This window comes from Magnetospirillum molischianum DSM 120 (genome assembly GCF_000294655.1).
Classification (GTDB): Bacteria; Pseudomonadota; Alphaproteobacteria; order Rhodospirillales; family Magnetospirillaceae; genus Phaeospirillum; species Phaeospirillum molischianum.
This window is the reverse complement of sequence record NZ_CAHP01000060.1, coordinates 19,202-32,780: the sequence shown is the minus strand read 5'-3', so window position 1 is coordinate 32,780 and position 13,579 is coordinate 19,202. Positions and strand designations below refer to the sequence as shown.

Genomic DNA, 13,579 nt, shown 5'->3' with positions numbered 1-13,579 from the left:
GCTGACTTTATGAATGGGACTGTCCTTCGTTTCCCGGAGGGTGTCCTCAGCGGCGCTCGTGGGCGAAAAAATTTATGTTAAACAAGGGAAAAGTAATAAATATATTATATATAATAGGTTATATAAACCTCTTCTCCCGTAGCTTACACAGCTATTTTACTCATAATTTTTTCGCGCGCAAGCAAAAAGTCAGCGTTGAATGGACAGCGCCGACTCACGTCCCCGGAATGCCCTCACCCATCAACCTGTAAGCCAGCAGCGTAGGGGCCAGAACTCTGCGTGCTCGTCCCCGGCGCACCTCCCTCGGTCTCTTCTCGATTAGACCATGCTTGATCAGCGCCCGGATCGAGAACTGAAGACTCTGTTTGGTGGTCGTGTATGGCAGCAGCTTCAGCAGTTCGTCCAGATCCACAAAGTCGCCTTCGGCATTGCCGCGCATGATCGCCCTAATGATGGCGATCTGCTTTTGCGACATCATTAGGGTGCCGCTCATGCGGCGACCCCAACAATGACGGCGGCCCATGCGATCTTCGTGACGATGTGGATCGTCTGGTCGATGTGAAATGCGCGATCCCCGGCGCCAAACCACCCCTCGGTCTTGGCAAAATCAGTCAGGGCGTGAGCCCCCGTTTCCGCTAGGATCAGACCAAGAACCGCACACTCACTCAGTCCGAACGAGGTTCCGATTACGGCGGCGAGCGCGACGATGCCGCCGTGGGCGAAAGAGTGGCTCGACAGCACCCAGGGCCACCAGGTCACACCCGACGATCGAGCCTTGAACTTGGCGACGAATTCGTTTTGCAGAGCAAAATCCGCCACGAAGTGAGCAATGATCAGCAAGGAAAGGATCAGCAGAAAAAAAACCATTTCAACTCCAGTGCCGGTAAACACCGGCGATGATGACCAAGCACGTCACCAGTTCGAGGACGTGCTTGAGGCGAATGAAGCCGTCCCAGGTGATAAGGAAGCTTGCGTTCCAGCCCGGCTCTAATCCGACCAAATGATCAAACTGCCGATCGTATTCGTCGGGATTACCTTCGATCTTTGAGCGAACACATTTGTCGGTCATGCCGATACCGACCCATTCGGTATCATTCGCGTCGAGCGCCGCTAATCGACTCATGACAGCTTGTCCAGATCGAGCGGTTGATCGGGCGCCTGGTTGTCGAATGCGGTCAGCGGCAGCCTGGTTGGCAGATCGGCGCGCTTCCAATCCGGGCTCTGGTAGACGCCGTAGAGTGGCGCCCCCAGGACCATCTGTTGGAGGTTCTTGATCAGCTTGGTGTCCGGGATACGGCCAGCGTGATGGTCCTTCTTCTGGCCGCGGGCGCCGGTCTTCTCCAGCGCGGAGTGCTTGAAATAGAACTCGCGCATTTGGTCGATCGTCCACTCGCGCAGCTCGGGCGTCATGGACGCCAATTCCTGCTTGATAGCCTCGTAATCGGCCGGATTGCAGCGTAAGACGCGACGGAAGAACTTAATGCCCACGTCGAACTTGTTACTGTCCATCGGCTTGACGAAGCGAAACCCGGCCCGATGGGCAAAGAAGTTGAACTTGCTCATGGAGGACTGGATCTCCATGAGCTTGCAGCCTTCCATCCGAGAGATGAGGTTCTGAGCCCGGTAGCCGACGCCGATGCCGCGATACATCGTGTCCACGACGAAGCGAGCAATTACCCGGACATTGCCGTTAAGCCAAGTCAGTCGGTGGACGTTGGTGATCTTGGTGTCGTGCCCAGGCTTCAGCCGCGGGAACAGCGCGTGGCGTTCCTTCAGCAGCGGCTTGGGCGCGGCCGATACCAGCACGCCGATGGTCTCGCCGCGCAGCACGATCCGCCAGAAGCGAATGGCGGCCGGCAGCCCACCCTCGGATTTGTAGTGGAGGTCGGCGTAGAGGTTCCAGTCGTCCTTGGTGCCGCGTTCGACATACATCTCATTCAGCAGCGGGAAGGCGGGGCGCGGGTTTTCCCGGCGTTCGATCATCACGTCGTTCACGACCACGCCCCCCGATCCCAAAAGATGCGCTCGGCCGGTGTCATGCGTTCAAGGAAGACGCCCCGACAGAAGCCCGAAAACGCGCCCAGGAACAGCGCAATCGCAATCGGGGGCATCAGGAGTGCCCCCTTCCCCTTCCCGCCCCCAGGGGGCGAAAAAATCGAGGTTCTCATGCGGTCTCCTTGCCGGCGTGGCGCCGGCGCATGAAGTCGAAAATGAAGATGGCGGCACAGATGCCCAGCGAGCCGGCCGAGCCCGAGACGAGCAGCGTCGTCAGCGGATCGCCGATGACCGAGATCCGAACAAAGCAGAGCTGGGTGCCGGCAATACCGAAACTGGTGATCGCGGCTGCCAAATAACGGCTGTGCTGGACGTTCTTGCTCTGGCTGCCCAACAGGAAGACGCTGACGAAGCTGGTCAGCCAGAGCATCCCGTAGGTGAATATCTGGTCCATCAGAAGTCACCGTGCGGCAAGAACCACCATGTTACGGCCATGACGATTGCGGCGAGGAAGAGTGCGATGTTCATCACTGCTTCTCCTCGCCGCAGATTGGGCACAGTCCGGCGTCGGACTCGGAAGCCCGAATGTCCACCCGATCGTGGAACCGCTTGGTGATCACCAAGTTCGGCCCAAGCTCCTCGTCAAGGTCGGTATGGGTGGTTGCCACAATCAGGGTCTTGCCGAGTTGGCGGGCGAGCTTCTGCATGTTGAAGGCGACCACCTTGGCGGTGACGCGATCCAGCACGGCGCCGAATTCGTCGGCTACCCAGACCTCGGCATTGGACTCGATCAGCTTGGCCAGCCGCAGACGGTAGCGTTGTCCATCGGACAACTCCGACGGCGTGCGGATCACCAGATAGGCGTCGTTGATGCCGGCCTTGGAAAGGGTCTGGAGCGCTTCGGTCATGTTGGTGCCCACCTGGTCAACCAGGGGCTCCTCCTTCAGCTCCACCTCGTCGATGTTGCGCACATTGAGCCCGTCGGCTTTCATCGCCGCCTGAAGCTCGCGCAGTAGAAGCGACTTACCCGACCCCGACTGCCCGGTGATGTAGACGACATCGCCCGGTCGCACCTCGATCTCGAGGTTGTCGTAGATCACAAACTGGCGATCAGAGAGACCGATCCCGAACGCTTCGCCCACTTCCAGCACGCGATCAGTGCGCTGGACCGAGGATGAAAAAGCCTTATTGATCACATACTTGGTCATTCTTCGCCCTCCTCGGCGAACTCGTCGTTGATGCCGAGGACTTCATCAAGAGCCTCCTCGGCGAGCCATGTCTTGAGGACCTCGAGTTGACCAATGACTGCGTGGCGATCGCTATCCATGCTGGGAGTGCGGAACCAGTCATAGCGGTTGCCGACGGCGGTCTTTTCCATGACCACCGTCAAAACGCCGACCACCTCGCCGGACTTCGCGCGCTCCAGCAGCTCCTCGAGGATTTCGACGGTTTCCGCGTCGGGCGTTCCGGCGCCGTCTTCGATCGACGCCGATACGAACGCTTCGGCCGGCTTGATCAGACGGTCGCGAAAGTCGATGATCATCGGGCCGATTTCGGCCGCTTCGTCACCTTCTTCGTCCGGCAGACCGGCGAGTCTCCGACGTAGGATTGTTGGCCAATCGCGGCCGCCCGAGCTTCCCATCAGGCCGCCTCCTGAAGACCCTCGACGAAGTGCAGCAGGGCGTCGGCGCCCTTCAGGCCGGTCTCGGCTTCGAGCTGGGCCATGAAGCGGGCAATGACGCTCTCTTTGGCGCCGGGGACGTGCTTGAACCCGAACGCTTGCGCCAGAGGGATCGGCCGCTCGTCTGTCGCCTTGAACGCTTTCTCGTGCTCGGCCTTCTGGGTCTCGATCGCCTCGGTGATGTCTTCGACCAGGGCCTCCCCGTTCATTTCGGCGAGGTCTTCGATCAGGAAGGACAACTCCTTCTCGTTGAACCCGATCGCCGACAGATCGAAGTCGGCGAGATGCAGATCCGACAGGTCGAGCTGAAGGAGATTGGTGTCGTAGTCGGTGCTGCTGACCTTGTTGTCGGCGAGGCGCAAAGCGATCACCTGGTCGTCGGTGAGGTCGTCACGGACCAGCACCGGAACCTTCTTCAAACCCAGCTTGAGAGCTGCCAGCCGGCGGCCGTGACCGGCGATAATCACGCCGTTCTTGTCCACCACGATCGGTGCGGTCCACCCGAGGCTCTGGATTGCTTTGGCCAGCGTCTCGACCTGCTCATCCGAGTGCTTCTTAGCGTTGCGCTCGTAGGGGGTCAGCCGGTCGATTTCCCAAATCTGGGGTGCCAGCTTGTGCTCTGCTCTACTCGTCATAGTCGCCTCCCCAGGTAAGCTCTTCGTCAATCGAACCGCGGGTATCGCGCGGCTCGAATTCTTCGCCGCAGGCGCACCGGCGGCAGATCGCGGACTTGACCCGGAAGTTCTGGCAGTCCGCGCAGCCGGTGAACTTCTCGTCACGAACCTTTGACATCAGTCAACCCTGACTTTACGAATTGCGCAGAAGGAACACCAAAGCGTCCCCGGCGTTTGTGAGAGCGTCGCTCTCGGTAAAACCCTGTTCACGCATGGTCTTCTCGATCAGTTCTGAAATTCGTTCGGCGTCTTCAAGCGGAACCTTGAAGCGCTGAATAGTGTGAGTCTTCGGCATCTTCAAGGAAGGTTCTTTCGTCGGATCTTCTTCTTCGCCGAAAGTTTCGAGATCGTCCAACACTATACTGGAACTGGAGAAGATCGCGGACAGCTCGGTGTCACTGTAGGGAAGGAATTCCGCGAGATCCTCGGCCGATCCAAGTTCGGACAGCAAGTCTGCCAGGGCCAGCGTGTCGTCTGCGCCGTAGCGTCCGTTGTCCACCAACCCGATCTCCTTGGCCTTGTGATCGTCGATCGGGCCGAGGTTGACAACCGGAATGGTCGGCAGGCGCAGACGAATAGCCGCTTCGTTGCGGTGTTCGCCACCGAGGATCTCCAGGGAGCCATCGGGCAGCTCGCGAACGACCACGGGCTTGAACATGCCGAACCGACGGATCGACTCGTCCAGTTTCGCCTCATTGTCGGGCGACATGATGTTGGTGTTCCAGGGGTTCGGCTTCAACAGCCGGGGGTCGAGATCAAGCTGTTTCATAGGTATTGCCATTAAGTCAACGCTGACTTAAACTCTAATTCGCCTATTCGCGAATGGCAAGGGAAAAGGACGTGGCCGTTATTCAGATCGCAGCCAACGCCATTGTGGCGAAACTGTTCAACGCCGACAGGGATGTGAAGCTCTGTATCTCGGAGCTTCTGTCTTATAAGGTTGACGGTTACGAATACACCGATGCCTATAAGTCGAAAGGCTGGGACGGTCGGTCGAGCTTCTTCGACATGCGATCGGGGACCTTCCCCGCTGGCTTTTTTCACAAGGTCCATTCTGAGCTGATCAGGCTCGGGCATCGTGTTCAGTTGGTGAAAAAGCCCCTGCCCGCCCCTCTCGGTCCCGAGAACCCGATTGTTGATGGGTTCGGCAACGACGATCCGCGCTACGACTACCAGATGGAGACGGTGCGCCGACTGTTGAAGCTGGGGCAGATGGTTGCTCAGGTGGCCACCGGCGGCGGCAAGTCGAAGATCGCCAAGCTCGCCGTGGCGCGCATTCGGCGACCAACCCTGTTCCTGACCACCAGGTCGGTGCTGATGTATCAGATGGCCGACGGCTTCAGGGAGGCCGGCTTCGTGCCTGGCATCCTGGGCGACAGCCAGTGGGAGCCGAAGAAGGGCGTCAACTGCGGCATGGTGCAGACCTTGGCGGCCAAGCTGAAAGAGCCTGACCCCTTCGATCCGCCGGAGAAACAGGCTCGGCAGGCGGCTGTTCGTGCCAAAACCATTAAGTTCCTTGAGTATTTCGAGTTCTTGATCCTCGAGGAGGCCCACGAGGTAGGCTCGGACTCGTTCTATCAGGTCGCTCGACATTGCAAGAACGCCTACTACCGTCTTGCGCTGACCGCGACGCCGTTCATGCGCCAGGACGAAGAGTCAAATGCGCGCTTGATGGCCTGCATCGGGTCAATCGGGATCAAGATCACCGAGAAGATGCTGATCGAGCGCGGCATTCTGGCCAAGCCGTTCTTCAAGTATGTCTCTTCGAAGTGCCCGGAGAAGCTAAAGCGCGGCAGCTCCTACCAGCGCGCTGTCAATCTCGGGATCATCGAGAACCAGCATCGCAACGCCGACATCGTGTTCGAGGCGGTGCGGGCCGCGAGCTATGGGCTCCCGGTGATGATCCTGGTTGGTCGGAAGGATCACGGCCGGCTGCTGAAGGACCGACTGATCGCCGCCGGCCTTCGAGTGGAGTTCATCTTCGGTGAGTCCGATCGGGACAAGCGTCGGACCACGCTGAAGAAGCTGGGCGACGGGCGGATCGACGTGGTGATCGGCTCGACCATTCTTGACGTGGGCGTAGACGTGCCTGCGGTCGGCATGGTGATCCTCGCCGGCGGCGGCAAGGCTGAGATTGCTCTGCGTCAGCGCATTGGTCGCGGCTTGCGCGCTAAAAAGTTTGGCCCCAACGTCGCTTTCATCGTGGACTTCTCGGATGAGCACAATAGCCACTTGAAGAAGCACGCGCTCACTCGGCGGGCGATCGTGGAGGACACGCCGGGCTTCGTCGAAAACATTCTCCCGCGTTCGGTCGATTTCGATTTCGAGGGTTTGGGCTTTGAGGCTCGAAAGAAAGCCGCTTGATCTCTGCATGGCGTGTGTATAATGGGGACAGAAGAACCATCTTGTGAAAGATATGCAATGGCTGTTAATGACTACCCTCGCAAGACCTCTATGGGACTCACGCTTGAAGCGAGCGAGAAGTTGCAGGCGGCGACCAAGCGTCTTGGTGTGGATCAGAACCGGGTCGTTTGTCTGCTTGCCGAGCATTATCTCAACGATGACACCTTTCCGCATCTCGAAAGGTTGGCTGAACCGTTCATCAGCCCGCGCAAGGGCAAGGCGAAGATGTCGGCCATCAAGAAACTCATCGGCGACATGACTCCCGAGCAGAAGGCTGAGCTGATCAAGGCATTGCAGGGGTAGATCATGAAGAAGACCTGCGAGACGTGCCTGTTGGCACACCTGCACGACTATGATGGCGAGCCCGTGGCCCGGCGCTTGGCGCTGGAAAGCGAGAATGCCAAATTGCGGTCGCAGGTCGAAACCCTGGCGAGGGCGCTGCGACGCCAGCAGATGATTAATGCCGGCGTCCCGGCGGCGCCGGCTCGCGTTCTCCATTGAGGTGCCACATGAAGCGCTGGCTCGTCGAGCTGATCACCAACACCCTGTCGGTCATCTATTCTAAGCTGGGCACAACCCTGGTCGTGCTTGGTCCGCGCGACTCCGCGGTGTTGATTACGGAAACGGGTGAGGTCTCCTGCATGTTAGCGTCCGAGCAAACGGAGGGGTCAAACAGCAGTCGCGGCTGGGCCATCATGCTGACCTGGGCTTTTACCCCCGAGGGCGAAGGCGCGCTTGATGAATTGTATCAGCGTTTCACGGAGCGTTTCGCGCTCGACGCGGAGCCTCTTGACAGCGATGAAAAATAAAGTCAAGGTTGATTTAACGTCGCATCAAGCGAGAGATAGACATGACGATCCCTTACATCGCCCTCTGCGGCTGGCCCAAGTCGGGCAAGTCGGAGGTGGCCCAGATCCTCGAGGAGGAATTCGGCGCAATCACCGTTGACGATGGCAGGGCGCTTCGGGACGCCGGCATCGTTCTCTATGGCCTGACCGAGTGGCACGTCTCCACCCAGGAGGGGAAGGCGAGCTTCGTCGAGGTTTGCGGTCAGAAGGTGCAAGTGCGTCAGCTCCTCGGCGATCTGGGCCAGATGCTCGAGGATCGCTATGGTGAGCAGGTGGTTCCTGAGATGGCACTGCGTCAGGTTAAGAAGATGCGTGAGCTGCGCTCGGACACTGACTTGTTCGTCTTCCCGAGTGTTCGGAAGACGCAGGGGCTCGCCTACAAGCGGGCCGGCGGCGTGGTGGTCGAGGTGGTGCGTTCGGGCGTGCAGCCCAGCCCCTATGCCTTCGATCGCTACGACGCCGGCTTGGTGGATTACAGCATCGTCAACCCGGCGCCACTGGTCGTTCCCCCTGAACAGGTCGAGCACTGGCGTCGGGAGTTGCGCCGGATCGTCACCACCTTCATCCCCCGGGTGCTGTGATGATCCGGTGCACCACCACAAGCCTCATCAAGCAGACCTTTATCCGCTTCGCCGGCGAGCGTGTTGGCCAGATGCCGATCTACAACGACGGCTGTGGCAAGGTTCGTGTCGCCGTGCCCTACGGCCCGCCGGTCGGCATGGATATTGAGGATCGAGCGTATCACGAAATCTACATGCGCGATGTGACCGCGCTCAGTGGCGAGCCCGAAGTCGAGCTGGAGAGCGTGCTCGACTTCGAGCGTCTATTCGACCATAGCGACTTCAGGCCGATCCAATCATGACCTCTGTGAAACTTCCCGAAACCGTTCAGCATGAATTCAACGATCTGCTCCTCGGCGACAAGCTGGGGAGCGGCTGCTACCGCGACGTTTACGAACTCGCCATCAACCCGCGTCTGGTGATGAAGATCGAGATCCGCGACAGTCGGCAGTTTTGCAACGTCTGCGAATGGGAGGTCTGGAACGAGTTGCGCGGCACTGAGTGGGAGAAGTTTCTTGCCCCCTGTCGCTGGATCAGCCATTCGGGCTCGGTGCTCATCCAGGAGCGCACCGAGCCGATCACCAAGTTGCCGACCCAGCTCCCCAGCTTCATGACCGACATCAAGCTCTCGAACCTGGGCAAGATCGGTCGGCGCGTGGTGGCGCACGACTATGCCTTCCATAAATTCTTCACACGCGGTCTGAAGGGCGTGAAGATGGCTCCGGTCCCGAGAGATTGACGTGTCAGATTGGTTGTGAGAAGGTATCTGGGTTCTCGCAAGCGCGAGATTGCGCCTTCGGGCGAGTATTGAAGCAAAAAGGCTTGGGCGAGCAGGCCGGACGGGGCGCCAGGAGGCGCCCTTTCCTTTTGATGGTGTCCGATGTAGGCTGTTCGAGAATTCGCATCGTAGCGAATTAGCGAACGGAGAAGGCCATGGCTACCATCATCGCCTGCGTCAGTCAAAAGGGTGGCGTCGGCAAATCCACGATCACCCGCCTGGTAGCCCGAGAGTTGGCTGCCAACGGCTTCAAGACTTTGATTGCCGATCTCGATCAGAAGCAAATGTCCTCGACCGAATGGGTTCGTCGGCGCAACGCCGCGGCTCAGGAGCCGACAATTGACGCTCAACCCGTGGCACGGCTCGATCGAGCGCCGGTGGCCGCCTATGAAGCGGTGGTGATCGACGGCAAGCCTCACAGCGATGCCGATACCAAGGAGGCCGCCAAGCTGGCTGATCTTGTGCTTCTGCCCACCGGCGACACCCTGGACGATCTCAAGCCGACAGTGCTGCTGGCGCACGAGCTGGTGAAGGCCGGCGTCGTAGGTCAACGGATCGCCTTCGTGCTCTGCCGCACGAAAAGTTCCGAGGCCCGACTGGCGACCACCAGGGACTATATCGCCCAGGCCGGCTACGAGTGCCTGCGCGGGGATCTTGCTGATCGCGCCGGCTATGCGGATGCTCAGGACAGCGGGCGGGCCGTCACCGAGACGAAGCACGCCTCGTTGAACCAGCGCGCCGACGAGGTAGCCCAGGCCATCGCCGATAAGCTGGCTGCGTTGCAGGAGGATTGAGGTGGCCAATTTCGGGAGAAAGAAGAGTCTGGGGGAGGCCCCGCCAGCGCCAACCGAGACGCTGAACAACGTCGAGAAGCCAGCGGGGAAGTGGAAGGATCTGAACTTCAAGGTCGATCCCGATTTCCAATATGAGTTCACCGTGCTGGCTGCCCAGCATCGCATCTCGCAGGTCGAGCTGCTGCGTCGGGCCTACGCCGCCTATGTTGAGAAGTTCGGAGGACCAAAGTTATGACCGAAAAGGAAGCGGCTGAGATCGAGGCTTTGATCGAGAGTCTATCAGCCGACAGCGACGTGGATCTCGAGCGTCAGGTGCGCCACGTCAAGGCGCTGGAGCGCCGCCGTCAGTTCCGCATAATCAAGGGTGGTCTGAATGGTCGAAAAGATCCTTGATCAAGTTGACATCGAGAAACTGCGATCTGTCTCTGAAGCGACCTACGTAGCCGGCGACTATCCCTGGGATCGCTGGCAGAAAATAGCCATCGAACTGGGGGTGAGCGAGAGACTGTCATGGGCTGGGCGCCAGCTCATGCGAGAATGGTATCAGCACATGTGGCCCGAAGAGCTGCGCACCGAATGCGGCTGGGAAGATAATGGCGTCGGCATGGTGACGCTTGCCATGACGAACCCAGAATTTGCCTTGGCGCGATGGCTACTGCTTTACGAGTCCGACGCCGGCAGAGCACCTGACGTGTTCTGGGCTGATGCTCGTCAGCTTTGGCGCGACACTGTCGGGACGCCGGTGCCTGGCTTTGACGAACCAGACATGGATGACGATGAAGGGCCTGAGCCTTCGCTATTTGCCTGGAGCTACGCCAGCGCCGGTAGGCGCAGGATCAGGACGCTTGGAGTAAGACAAGAGCGACGTCACAGACCAGTGTTCATCATGCCTCGCTATCTTCGGCGCTTGTGCGACGGGACCTATCGTGGCAGCAATTTTTCGCCGAAGTGGGTCAAAAAAATAGACGCTGCGATAGCCAAGCGGGCTTTACGCGGTTCGTCCGAAACGAACGTCATTGATCTGCGCTATAGTTGTCGTTACCCGAGAATTTCTCGATGGTTCAAGATTAGGTGGTGATTGACTGTTTTAAGGAGGAAACGTGAGAGGATCGCTGCTGATAGCCGCTCTGCTGGTGTTGAGCACCCCGGCTCTGGCCGAACTAAAGTCGCGCAACATCCCGCCTGACGAGGCGAAGATGTTGCAAACGAAGTGTCTGCTGCTGGCGCTCGATCGGGCACCGAAGGCGTTCAAGGCAACCGAAACGCTCTGGGCCAGCTCGGTTGAAACAGAAGGGCTGACCTCGGTCTCGATAATTCTAATGGGGAAGATTGTCGATCAGAAGGCTACCTATGACGCGATGTGCGAAGGCCCGAACGGCAAGATCAAGCTGACCCGGTTCGAGCTTCAGTGAACCGTTCCGCCGACGCCATAGGACAGCTCGAACGCCCGGCCCAGAGCCTCTATAAGGCTCTGGCTGCGGCGCAGCTCGGTCGGCAGCATCGAGATCGTGGCCACCATGGCGTTGGCCTCACGCTGGTTGTGCAGCTCCCTGCTCGCGAGATCGGCGGCCGCCCGCGGCAGCTCGTCGCGCGATAGCGCGACGAGTAGCTGGGGCATTTGCCACAGCTTCACCATTCGTCGGTCGATGCGGTAGAGCACCGCCAAGTGCTTTGGGGAGACTCCAGCCTCGTTCATCGTCAGCCTCCGGTTCTATCGTTCGTCAAGCTGGGAGAATGCGAGTTGGGGTCTGGGAGGTCAAGGGGTCTGCGCGCCTGTATAAGGATCGTCTGCGCGCCGGCGGGTCGGTTCTATAAGGTTGGTCGGTGGCGGGGTCGGCACACAGGCGGCATGGCCATGCCGGGCCGCGAAAATCTCTAAGACTTCTAATATACCCCTAGGTTGTGGGGCGAGTGATCGCCCCACACGTCCCGCGTGTGTCAAGTCCCTTTTTTGATCCGAAGCGCAACGGGTGACTTGCGCACCCTATATCCACCCGAATAGCTGCGAGCGAAGGCCCAGCAAAACCCGAGAACGTGTTTCATTTGTCTACCCCTTTGGGTTTGTTGTGTCCCTCTTTAAATACCCCTGCAACGAGTGACATTGCAAGCGGAATGTGAGGGACAGTGAAGAAAAGCGACACCCCGTGAAAGCCCGTTTTAAGCCCCTGTGGGGCGGGTTCCCCTTCCGGGGTGGGGTAGTAGCGGGGCGGGGTTTTCCCCCGCCCCAGCGCCCCTTATTTCTCGATGTTCAGGAAGAACTGAGACAGGGGGTGTTCCAGATTGATAACAATCGTCGCATCCCGCCCCGTCGCTTCCGCTTTCCCCTTCGCAACCCCGAGCGCGATCAAAGCGCGGCGGGTAAGCCCCGATTGACGGGACGCGGTTTCGACAGCGAGAGAGTGACGGAGAAGACCCGAAACGCGCTTTCCCTTGGGGGTGTATTTGTTGCTAACAGTGAAGCACTGAAGATCGCTTGTGAAGTATTCCCCGAGAGAAGCAAGAATAGAAGCATTGTGCATGAAGATATGAATATACTTCAGTTCTACGCTTCCCTTTTTCCCGTGCTTCCCGCTGTCGTCAATTTCCGCTTCGCTCAAGGGGATGGCATAGTTGACGGCACGGGAGAGCGCGAGGCACGCACGGTTAAGGGCTTTCTCGCAAAACTGTTGGCCGTCCACTTTCGCCTCATTGAACACAAGGGAAAGATCAACGCCCATCGCGCACAGAACGCGAAGGACTCCGGGGGCAACGAAGCGATCCCGATGCTTCGCGAGCTTCGCGGGAAGGGTCGTTCCCTTCGCGACTTCCCGCTCAATGCGGGCGTTGATAACGCTTTCAACATGGGCGCGCTTCGCTTCGATCTGTTCCGGGGTGACGAGCGCGAGGGCGTTAGCGAAATTTTCCATGATGTCTATCCCTTCGTTTGTTGCGTCGCTTTGTGCGTCGCTTGTGTCCCTCATAATAGCGTCCCGAATGTCCTACGCAACAGAAAAATCAATGCTGACTGATTTTTTTGGTCGTCCTTGAAAACAAGGGAAAATTTGGGTTTGTCCCTCCTCCCCCTCTTATAAAGGGGGTTGCGCTCGCGCTCTTTGAAAGCGAGGGCGCAAAAAAACGAAGGGACATAAAAAAGGGTATTGCGTCCCTCAAAAGACGGGGTTATAAAAGACCCATGAGCAACGGTTTCGAGGGACGCGAAATGAGACAGCGATGAAGAAAGCGACATAGCCCAAAGAGGCGAGCATCCCGGGGATACCCACCTCGGGAAGTGACGGGAGGGGACAGAAGCCCCGAACGCGGGGAGGGGACGAAAAAGCCCCCGCGTTCAACCCGAGACGGGGATCGAACGGGGAAGTCTGGCTCGGCGGCGGCGCCGCCAGGACATCCCAGGTCAGGCGTGAGCCGTATCCTTATGGCGGCGCCATAGGATCGCCTGTCTGAGTCCGTGCCGTATCCTTATGGCGCCGCCACGGCTCACCTGGCGACGAGCCCCGCCGTATCCAACAGGCGGCACCGAGGCGACACCTCCAGACGACCATGGCTAATTCGCGAATTGACGAAGCGGGGAGAGGCGAACGCCCCTCCCCTGGCTTGATCAGATGGCGTCGAACACCGGCGGGTCGATCAGATCGGAGCTGCTGAGATCGGGGACAAACAAGCCATCGACAGCACTAAGAGCCATGCATTTGCTCAAGAAGCGTCGAGCGTGACGCTTCTGGCGCTTCTTGACCTTCATCTTGCGCTCGGCCTCCAAAGCCCAGGCGTCGGCGAGTTCAGCGTCACGGCGAAAAGTCTTGCCCATGGGTGTCCATCCCTTGTTGCGTTCTCCCGAGGGGCTATTCCCTC

Annotated in this window: 25 protein-coding genes; 12 read left to right on the top strand and 13 right to left on the bottom strand. The window is 59.1% G+C overall.

Annotated elements, in window-relative coordinates; translation table 11 throughout:
* Window positions 1–214 precede the first annotated feature (214 nt).
* From PHAMO_RS17665 to PHAMO_RS17625, 10 genes are all read right to left on the bottom strand, one after another.
* Window positions 215–493, bottom strand: coding sequence for a hypothetical protein (locus PHAMO_RS17665; RefSeq protein WP_002731351.1), 279 nt, complete (start codon window positions 491–493; stop codon window positions 215–217).
* Entirely contained in the window at window positions 490–867 is a 378-nt protein-coding gene (locus PHAMO_RS17660) for a DUF3307 domain-containing protein (RefSeq protein ID WP_002731350.1), read from the bottom strand. Before PHAMO_RS17660 ends, PHAMO_RS17665 begins: the two co-directional genes overlap by 4 nt.
* Before the next feature lies 1 nt (window position 868).
* A complete protein-coding gene (locus PHAMO_RS17655) occupies window positions 869–1,123 on the bottom strand; it encodes a hypothetical protein (protein ID WP_002731349.1) in 255 nt (84 codons plus the stop codon).
* Window positions 1,120–1,995 carry a hypothetical protein gene (locus PHAMO_RS17650; protein ID WP_040567806.1) on the bottom strand — a complete coding sequence of 292 codons (876 nt, stop codon included), beginning with the start codon at window positions 1,993–1,995 and terminating at the stop codon, window positions 1,120–1,122. The genes PHAMO_RS17655 and PHAMO_RS17650 overlap by 4 nt, the downstream gene beginning before the upstream one ends.
* A gap of 169 nt (window positions 1,996–2,164) precedes the next feature.
* Window positions 2,165–2,449 (bottom strand): hypothetical protein, encoded by a 285-nt coding sequence (locus PHAMO_RS17645; protein ID WP_002731346.1) that lies wholly within the window; start codon window positions 2,447–2,449, stop codon window positions 2,165–2,167.
* Between the two features lie 73 nt (window positions 2,450–2,522).
* Window positions 2,523–3,203 carry an ATP-binding cassette domain-containing protein gene (locus tag PHAMO_RS17640; protein WP_002731345.1) on the bottom strand — a complete coding sequence of 227 codons (681 nt, stop codon included), beginning with the start codon at window positions 3,201–3,203 and terminating at the stop codon, window positions 2,523–2,525.
* Window positions 3,200–3,637, bottom strand: coding sequence for a hypothetical protein (locus tag PHAMO_RS17635; RefSeq protein ID WP_002731344.1), 438 nt, complete (start codon window positions 3,635–3,637; stop codon window positions 3,200–3,202). The genes PHAMO_RS17640 and PHAMO_RS17635 overlap by 4 nt, the downstream gene beginning before the upstream one ends.
* Window positions 3,637–4,311, bottom strand: coding sequence for a ParB/Srx family N-terminal domain-containing protein (locus PHAMO_RS17630; protein ID WP_002731343.1), 675 nt, complete (start codon window positions 4,309–4,311; stop codon window positions 3,637–3,639). Before PHAMO_RS17630 ends, PHAMO_RS17635 begins: the two co-directional genes overlap by 1 nt.
* Window positions 4,301–4,468, bottom strand: a complete 168-nt coding sequence (locus PHAMO_RS19650; RefSeq protein ID WP_002731341.1) for a hypothetical protein — start codon at window positions 4,466–4,468, stop codon at window positions 4,301–4,303. The genes PHAMO_RS17630 and PHAMO_RS19650 overlap by 11 nt, the downstream gene beginning before the upstream one ends.
* Window positions 4,469–4,483: 15 nt before the next feature.
* Window positions 4,484–5,119 (bottom strand): ParB/RepB/Spo0J family partition protein, encoded by a 636-nt coding sequence (locus tag PHAMO_RS17625; RefSeq protein ID WP_002731340.1) that lies wholly within the window; start codon window positions 5,117–5,119, stop codon window positions 4,484–4,486.
* 71 nt (window positions 5,120–5,190) lie between these two features.
* On the opposite strand from PHAMO_RS17625, the gene PHAMO_RS17620 reads away from it, so the two are divergent.
* From PHAMO_RS17620 to PHAMO_RS17570, 12 genes are all read left to right on the top strand, one after another.
* Window positions 5,191–6,714 carry a DEAD/DEAH box helicase gene (locus PHAMO_RS17620; protein WP_202801585.1) on the top strand — a complete coding sequence of 508 codons (1,524 nt, stop codon included), beginning with the start codon at window positions 5,191–5,193 and terminating at the stop codon, window positions 6,712–6,714.
* Window positions 6,715–6,771: 57 nt separating this feature from the next.
* Complete coding sequence (locus PHAMO_RS17615) at window positions 6,772–7,056, top strand: hypothetical protein (RefSeq protein WP_002731337.1); 285 nt, start codon at window positions 6,772–6,774, stop codon at window positions 7,054–7,056.
* A 3-nt stretch (window positions 7,057–7,059) separates the two neighbouring features.
* On the top strand, window positions 7,060–7,254 hold the full coding sequence (locus PHAMO_RS17610; protein ID WP_002731336.1) for a hypothetical protein: 195 nt from the start codon (window positions 7,060–7,062) through the stop codon (window positions 7,252–7,254).
* An 8-nt stretch (window positions 7,255–7,262) separates the two neighbouring features.
* Complete coding sequence (locus tag PHAMO_RS17605; protein ID WP_002731334.1) at window positions 7,263–7,562, top strand: hypothetical protein; 300 nt, start codon at window positions 7,263–7,265, stop codon at window positions 7,560–7,562.
* 41 nt (window positions 7,563–7,603) lie between these two features.
* Window positions 7,604–8,182: a hypothetical protein gene (locus tag PHAMO_RS17600; RefSeq protein WP_002731333.1), complete on the top strand. Its 579-nt coding sequence runs from the start codon at window positions 7,604–7,606 to the stop codon at window positions 8,180–8,182.
* Window positions 8,182–8,463 carry a hypothetical protein gene (locus PHAMO_RS17595; RefSeq protein ID WP_002731332.1) on the top strand — a complete coding sequence of 94 codons (282 nt, stop codon included), beginning with the start codon at window positions 8,182–8,184 and terminating at the stop codon, window positions 8,461–8,463. The genes PHAMO_RS17600 and PHAMO_RS17595 overlap by 1 nt, the downstream gene beginning before the upstream one ends.
* Complete coding sequence (locus PHAMO_RS17590) at window positions 8,460–8,900, top strand: hypothetical protein (protein WP_002731330.1); 441 nt, start codon at window positions 8,460–8,462, stop codon at window positions 8,898–8,900. The genes PHAMO_RS17595 and PHAMO_RS17590 overlap by 4 nt, the downstream gene beginning before the upstream one ends.
* Before the next feature lie 194 nt (window positions 8,901–9,094).
* Window positions 9,095–9,733 (top strand): ParA family protein, encoded by a 639-nt coding sequence (locus tag PHAMO_RS17585; RefSeq protein ID WP_002731328.1) that lies wholly within the window; start codon window positions 9,095–9,097, stop codon window positions 9,731–9,733.
* A 1-nt stretch (window position 9,734) separates the two neighbouring features.
* Window positions 9,735–9,968, top strand: coding sequence for a hypothetical protein (locus PHAMO_RS17580; RefSeq protein ID WP_002731326.1), 234 nt, complete (start codon window positions 9,735–9,737; stop codon window positions 9,966–9,968).
* Window positions 9,965–10,126 (top strand): hypothetical protein, encoded by a 162-nt coding sequence (locus PHAMO_RS19645; RefSeq protein ID WP_155801875.1) that lies wholly within the window; start codon window positions 9,965–9,967, stop codon window positions 10,124–10,126. The genes PHAMO_RS17580 and PHAMO_RS19645 overlap by 4 nt, the downstream gene beginning before the upstream one ends.
* Window positions 10,107–10,811 (top strand): hypothetical protein, encoded by a 705-nt coding sequence (locus tag PHAMO_RS18765; RefSeq protein WP_002731324.1) that lies wholly within the window; start codon window positions 10,107–10,109, stop codon window positions 10,809–10,811. Before PHAMO_RS19645 ends, PHAMO_RS18765 begins: the two co-directional genes overlap by 20 nt.
* Window positions 10,812–10,833: 22 nt before the next feature.
* Window positions 10,834–11,145 carry a hypothetical protein gene (locus PHAMO_RS17570; protein WP_002731323.1) on the top strand — a complete coding sequence of 104 codons (312 nt, stop codon included), beginning with the start codon at window positions 10,834–10,836 and terminating at the stop codon, window positions 11,143–11,145.
* Here PHAMO_RS17570 and PHAMO_RS17565 read toward each other — a convergent pair.
* From PHAMO_RS17565 to PHAMO_RS17555, 3 genes are all read right to left on the bottom strand, one after another.
* Window positions 11,139–11,429: a hypothetical protein gene (locus PHAMO_RS17565; RefSeq protein ID WP_002731322.1), complete on the bottom strand. Its 291-nt coding sequence runs from the start codon at window positions 11,427–11,429 to the stop codon at window positions 11,139–11,141. The two genes, PHAMO_RS17570 and PHAMO_RS17565, sit on opposite strands and share 7 nt — an antisense overlap.
* 538 nt (window positions 11,430–11,967) lie before the next feature.
* The gene (locus PHAMO_RS17560) at window positions 11,968–12,639 is read right to left on the bottom strand and encodes a hypothetical protein (RefSeq protein WP_002731319.1); all 672 of its coding nucleotides are present in this window, start codon (window positions 12,637–12,639) and stop codon (window positions 11,968–11,970) included.
* A 689-nt stretch (window positions 12,640–13,328) separates the two neighbouring features.
* Window positions 13,329–13,535, bottom strand: coding sequence for a hypothetical protein (locus PHAMO_RS17555; RefSeq protein ID WP_002731315.1), 207 nt, complete (start codon window positions 13,533–13,535; stop codon window positions 13,329–13,331).
* Window positions 13,536–13,579 lie beyond the last annotated feature (44 nt).

Excerpts from the sequence above, each read along its gene's own strand:
- PHAMO_RS17560 (WP_002731319.1), bottom strand. The coding sequence starts at position 12,639 with ATGGAAAATTTCGCTAACGCCCTCGCGCTCGTCACCCCGGAACAGATC.
- PHAMO_RS17625 (WP_002731340.1), bottom strand. The coding sequence starts at position 5,119 with ATGAAACAGCTTGATCTCGACCCCCGGCTGTTGAAGCCGAACCCCTGG.
- PHAMO_RS17590 (WP_002731330.1), top strand. The coding sequence starts at position 8,460 with ATGACCTCTGTGAAACTTCCCGAAACCGTTCAGCATGAATTCAACGAT.
- PHAMO_RS17645 (WP_002731346.1), bottom strand. The coding sequence starts at position 2,449 with ATGGACCAGATATTCACCTACGGGATGCTCTGGCTGACCAGCTTCGTC.
- PHAMO_RS18765 (WP_002731324.1), top strand. The coding sequence starts at position 10,107 with ATGGTCGAAAAGATCCTTGATCAAGTTGACATCGAGAAACTGCGATCT.
- PHAMO_RS19645 (WP_155801875.1), top strand. The coding sequence starts at position 9,965 with ATGACCGAAAAGGAAGCGGCTGAGATCGAGGCTTTGATCGAGAGTCTA.
- PHAMO_RS17565 (WP_002731322.1), bottom strand. The coding sequence starts at position 11,429 with ATGAACGAGGCTGGAGTCTCCCCAAAGCACTTGGCGGTGCTCTACCGC.
- PHAMO_RS17610 (WP_002731336.1), top strand. The coding sequence starts at position 7,060 with ATGAAGAAGACCTGCGAGACGTGCCTGTTGGCACACCTGCACGACTAT.
- PHAMO_RS17630 (WP_002731343.1), bottom strand. The coding sequence starts at position 4,311 with ATGACGAGTAGAGCAGAGCACAAGCTGGCACCCCAGATTTGGGAAATC.
- PHAMO_RS17555 (WP_002731315.1), bottom strand. The coding sequence starts at position 13,535 with ATGGGCAAGACTTTTCGCCGTGACGCTGAACTCGCCGACGCCTGGGCT.
- PHAMO_RS17600 (WP_002731333.1), top strand. The coding sequence starts at position 7,604 with ATGACGATCCCTTACATCGCCCTCTGCGGCTGGCCCAAGTCGGGCAAG.
- PHAMO_RS17655 (WP_002731349.1), bottom strand. The coding sequence starts at position 1,123 with ATGAGTCGATTAGCGGCGCTCGACGCGAATGATACCGAATGGGTCGGT.
- PHAMO_RS17640 (WP_002731345.1), bottom strand. The coding sequence starts at position 3,203 with ATGACCAAGTATGTGATCAATAAGGCTTTTTCATCCTCGGTCCAGCGC.
- PHAMO_RS17635 (WP_002731344.1), bottom strand. The coding sequence starts at position 3,637 with ATGGGAAGCTCGGGCGGCCGCGATTGGCCAACAATCCTACGTCGGAGA.
- PHAMO_RS17615 (WP_002731337.1), top strand. The coding sequence starts at position 6,772 with ATGGCTGTTAATGACTACCCTCGCAAGACCTCTATGGGACTCACGCTT.
- PHAMO_RS17665 (WP_002731351.1), bottom strand. The coding sequence starts at position 493 with ATGAGCGGCACCCTAATGATGTCGCAAAAGCAGATCGCCATCATTAGG.
- PHAMO_RS17595 (WP_002731332.1), top strand. The coding sequence starts at position 8,182 with ATGATCCGGTGCACCACCACAAGCCTCATCAAGCAGACCTTTATCCGC.
- PHAMO_RS17585 (WP_002731328.1), top strand. The coding sequence starts at position 9,095 with ATGGCTACCATCATCGCCTGCGTCAGTCAAAAGGGTGGCGTCGGCAAA.
- PHAMO_RS17605 (WP_002731334.1), top strand. The coding sequence starts at position 7,263 with ATGAAGCGCTGGCTCGTCGAGCTGATCACCAACACCCTGTCGGTCATC.
- PHAMO_RS19650 (WP_002731341.1), bottom strand. The coding sequence starts at position 4,468 with ATGTCAAAGGTTCGTGACGAGAAGTTCACCGGCTGCGCGGACTGCCAG.
- PHAMO_RS17660 (WP_002731350.1), bottom strand. The coding sequence starts at position 867 with ATGGTTTTTTTTCTGCTGATCCTTTCCTTGCTGATCATTGCTCACTTC.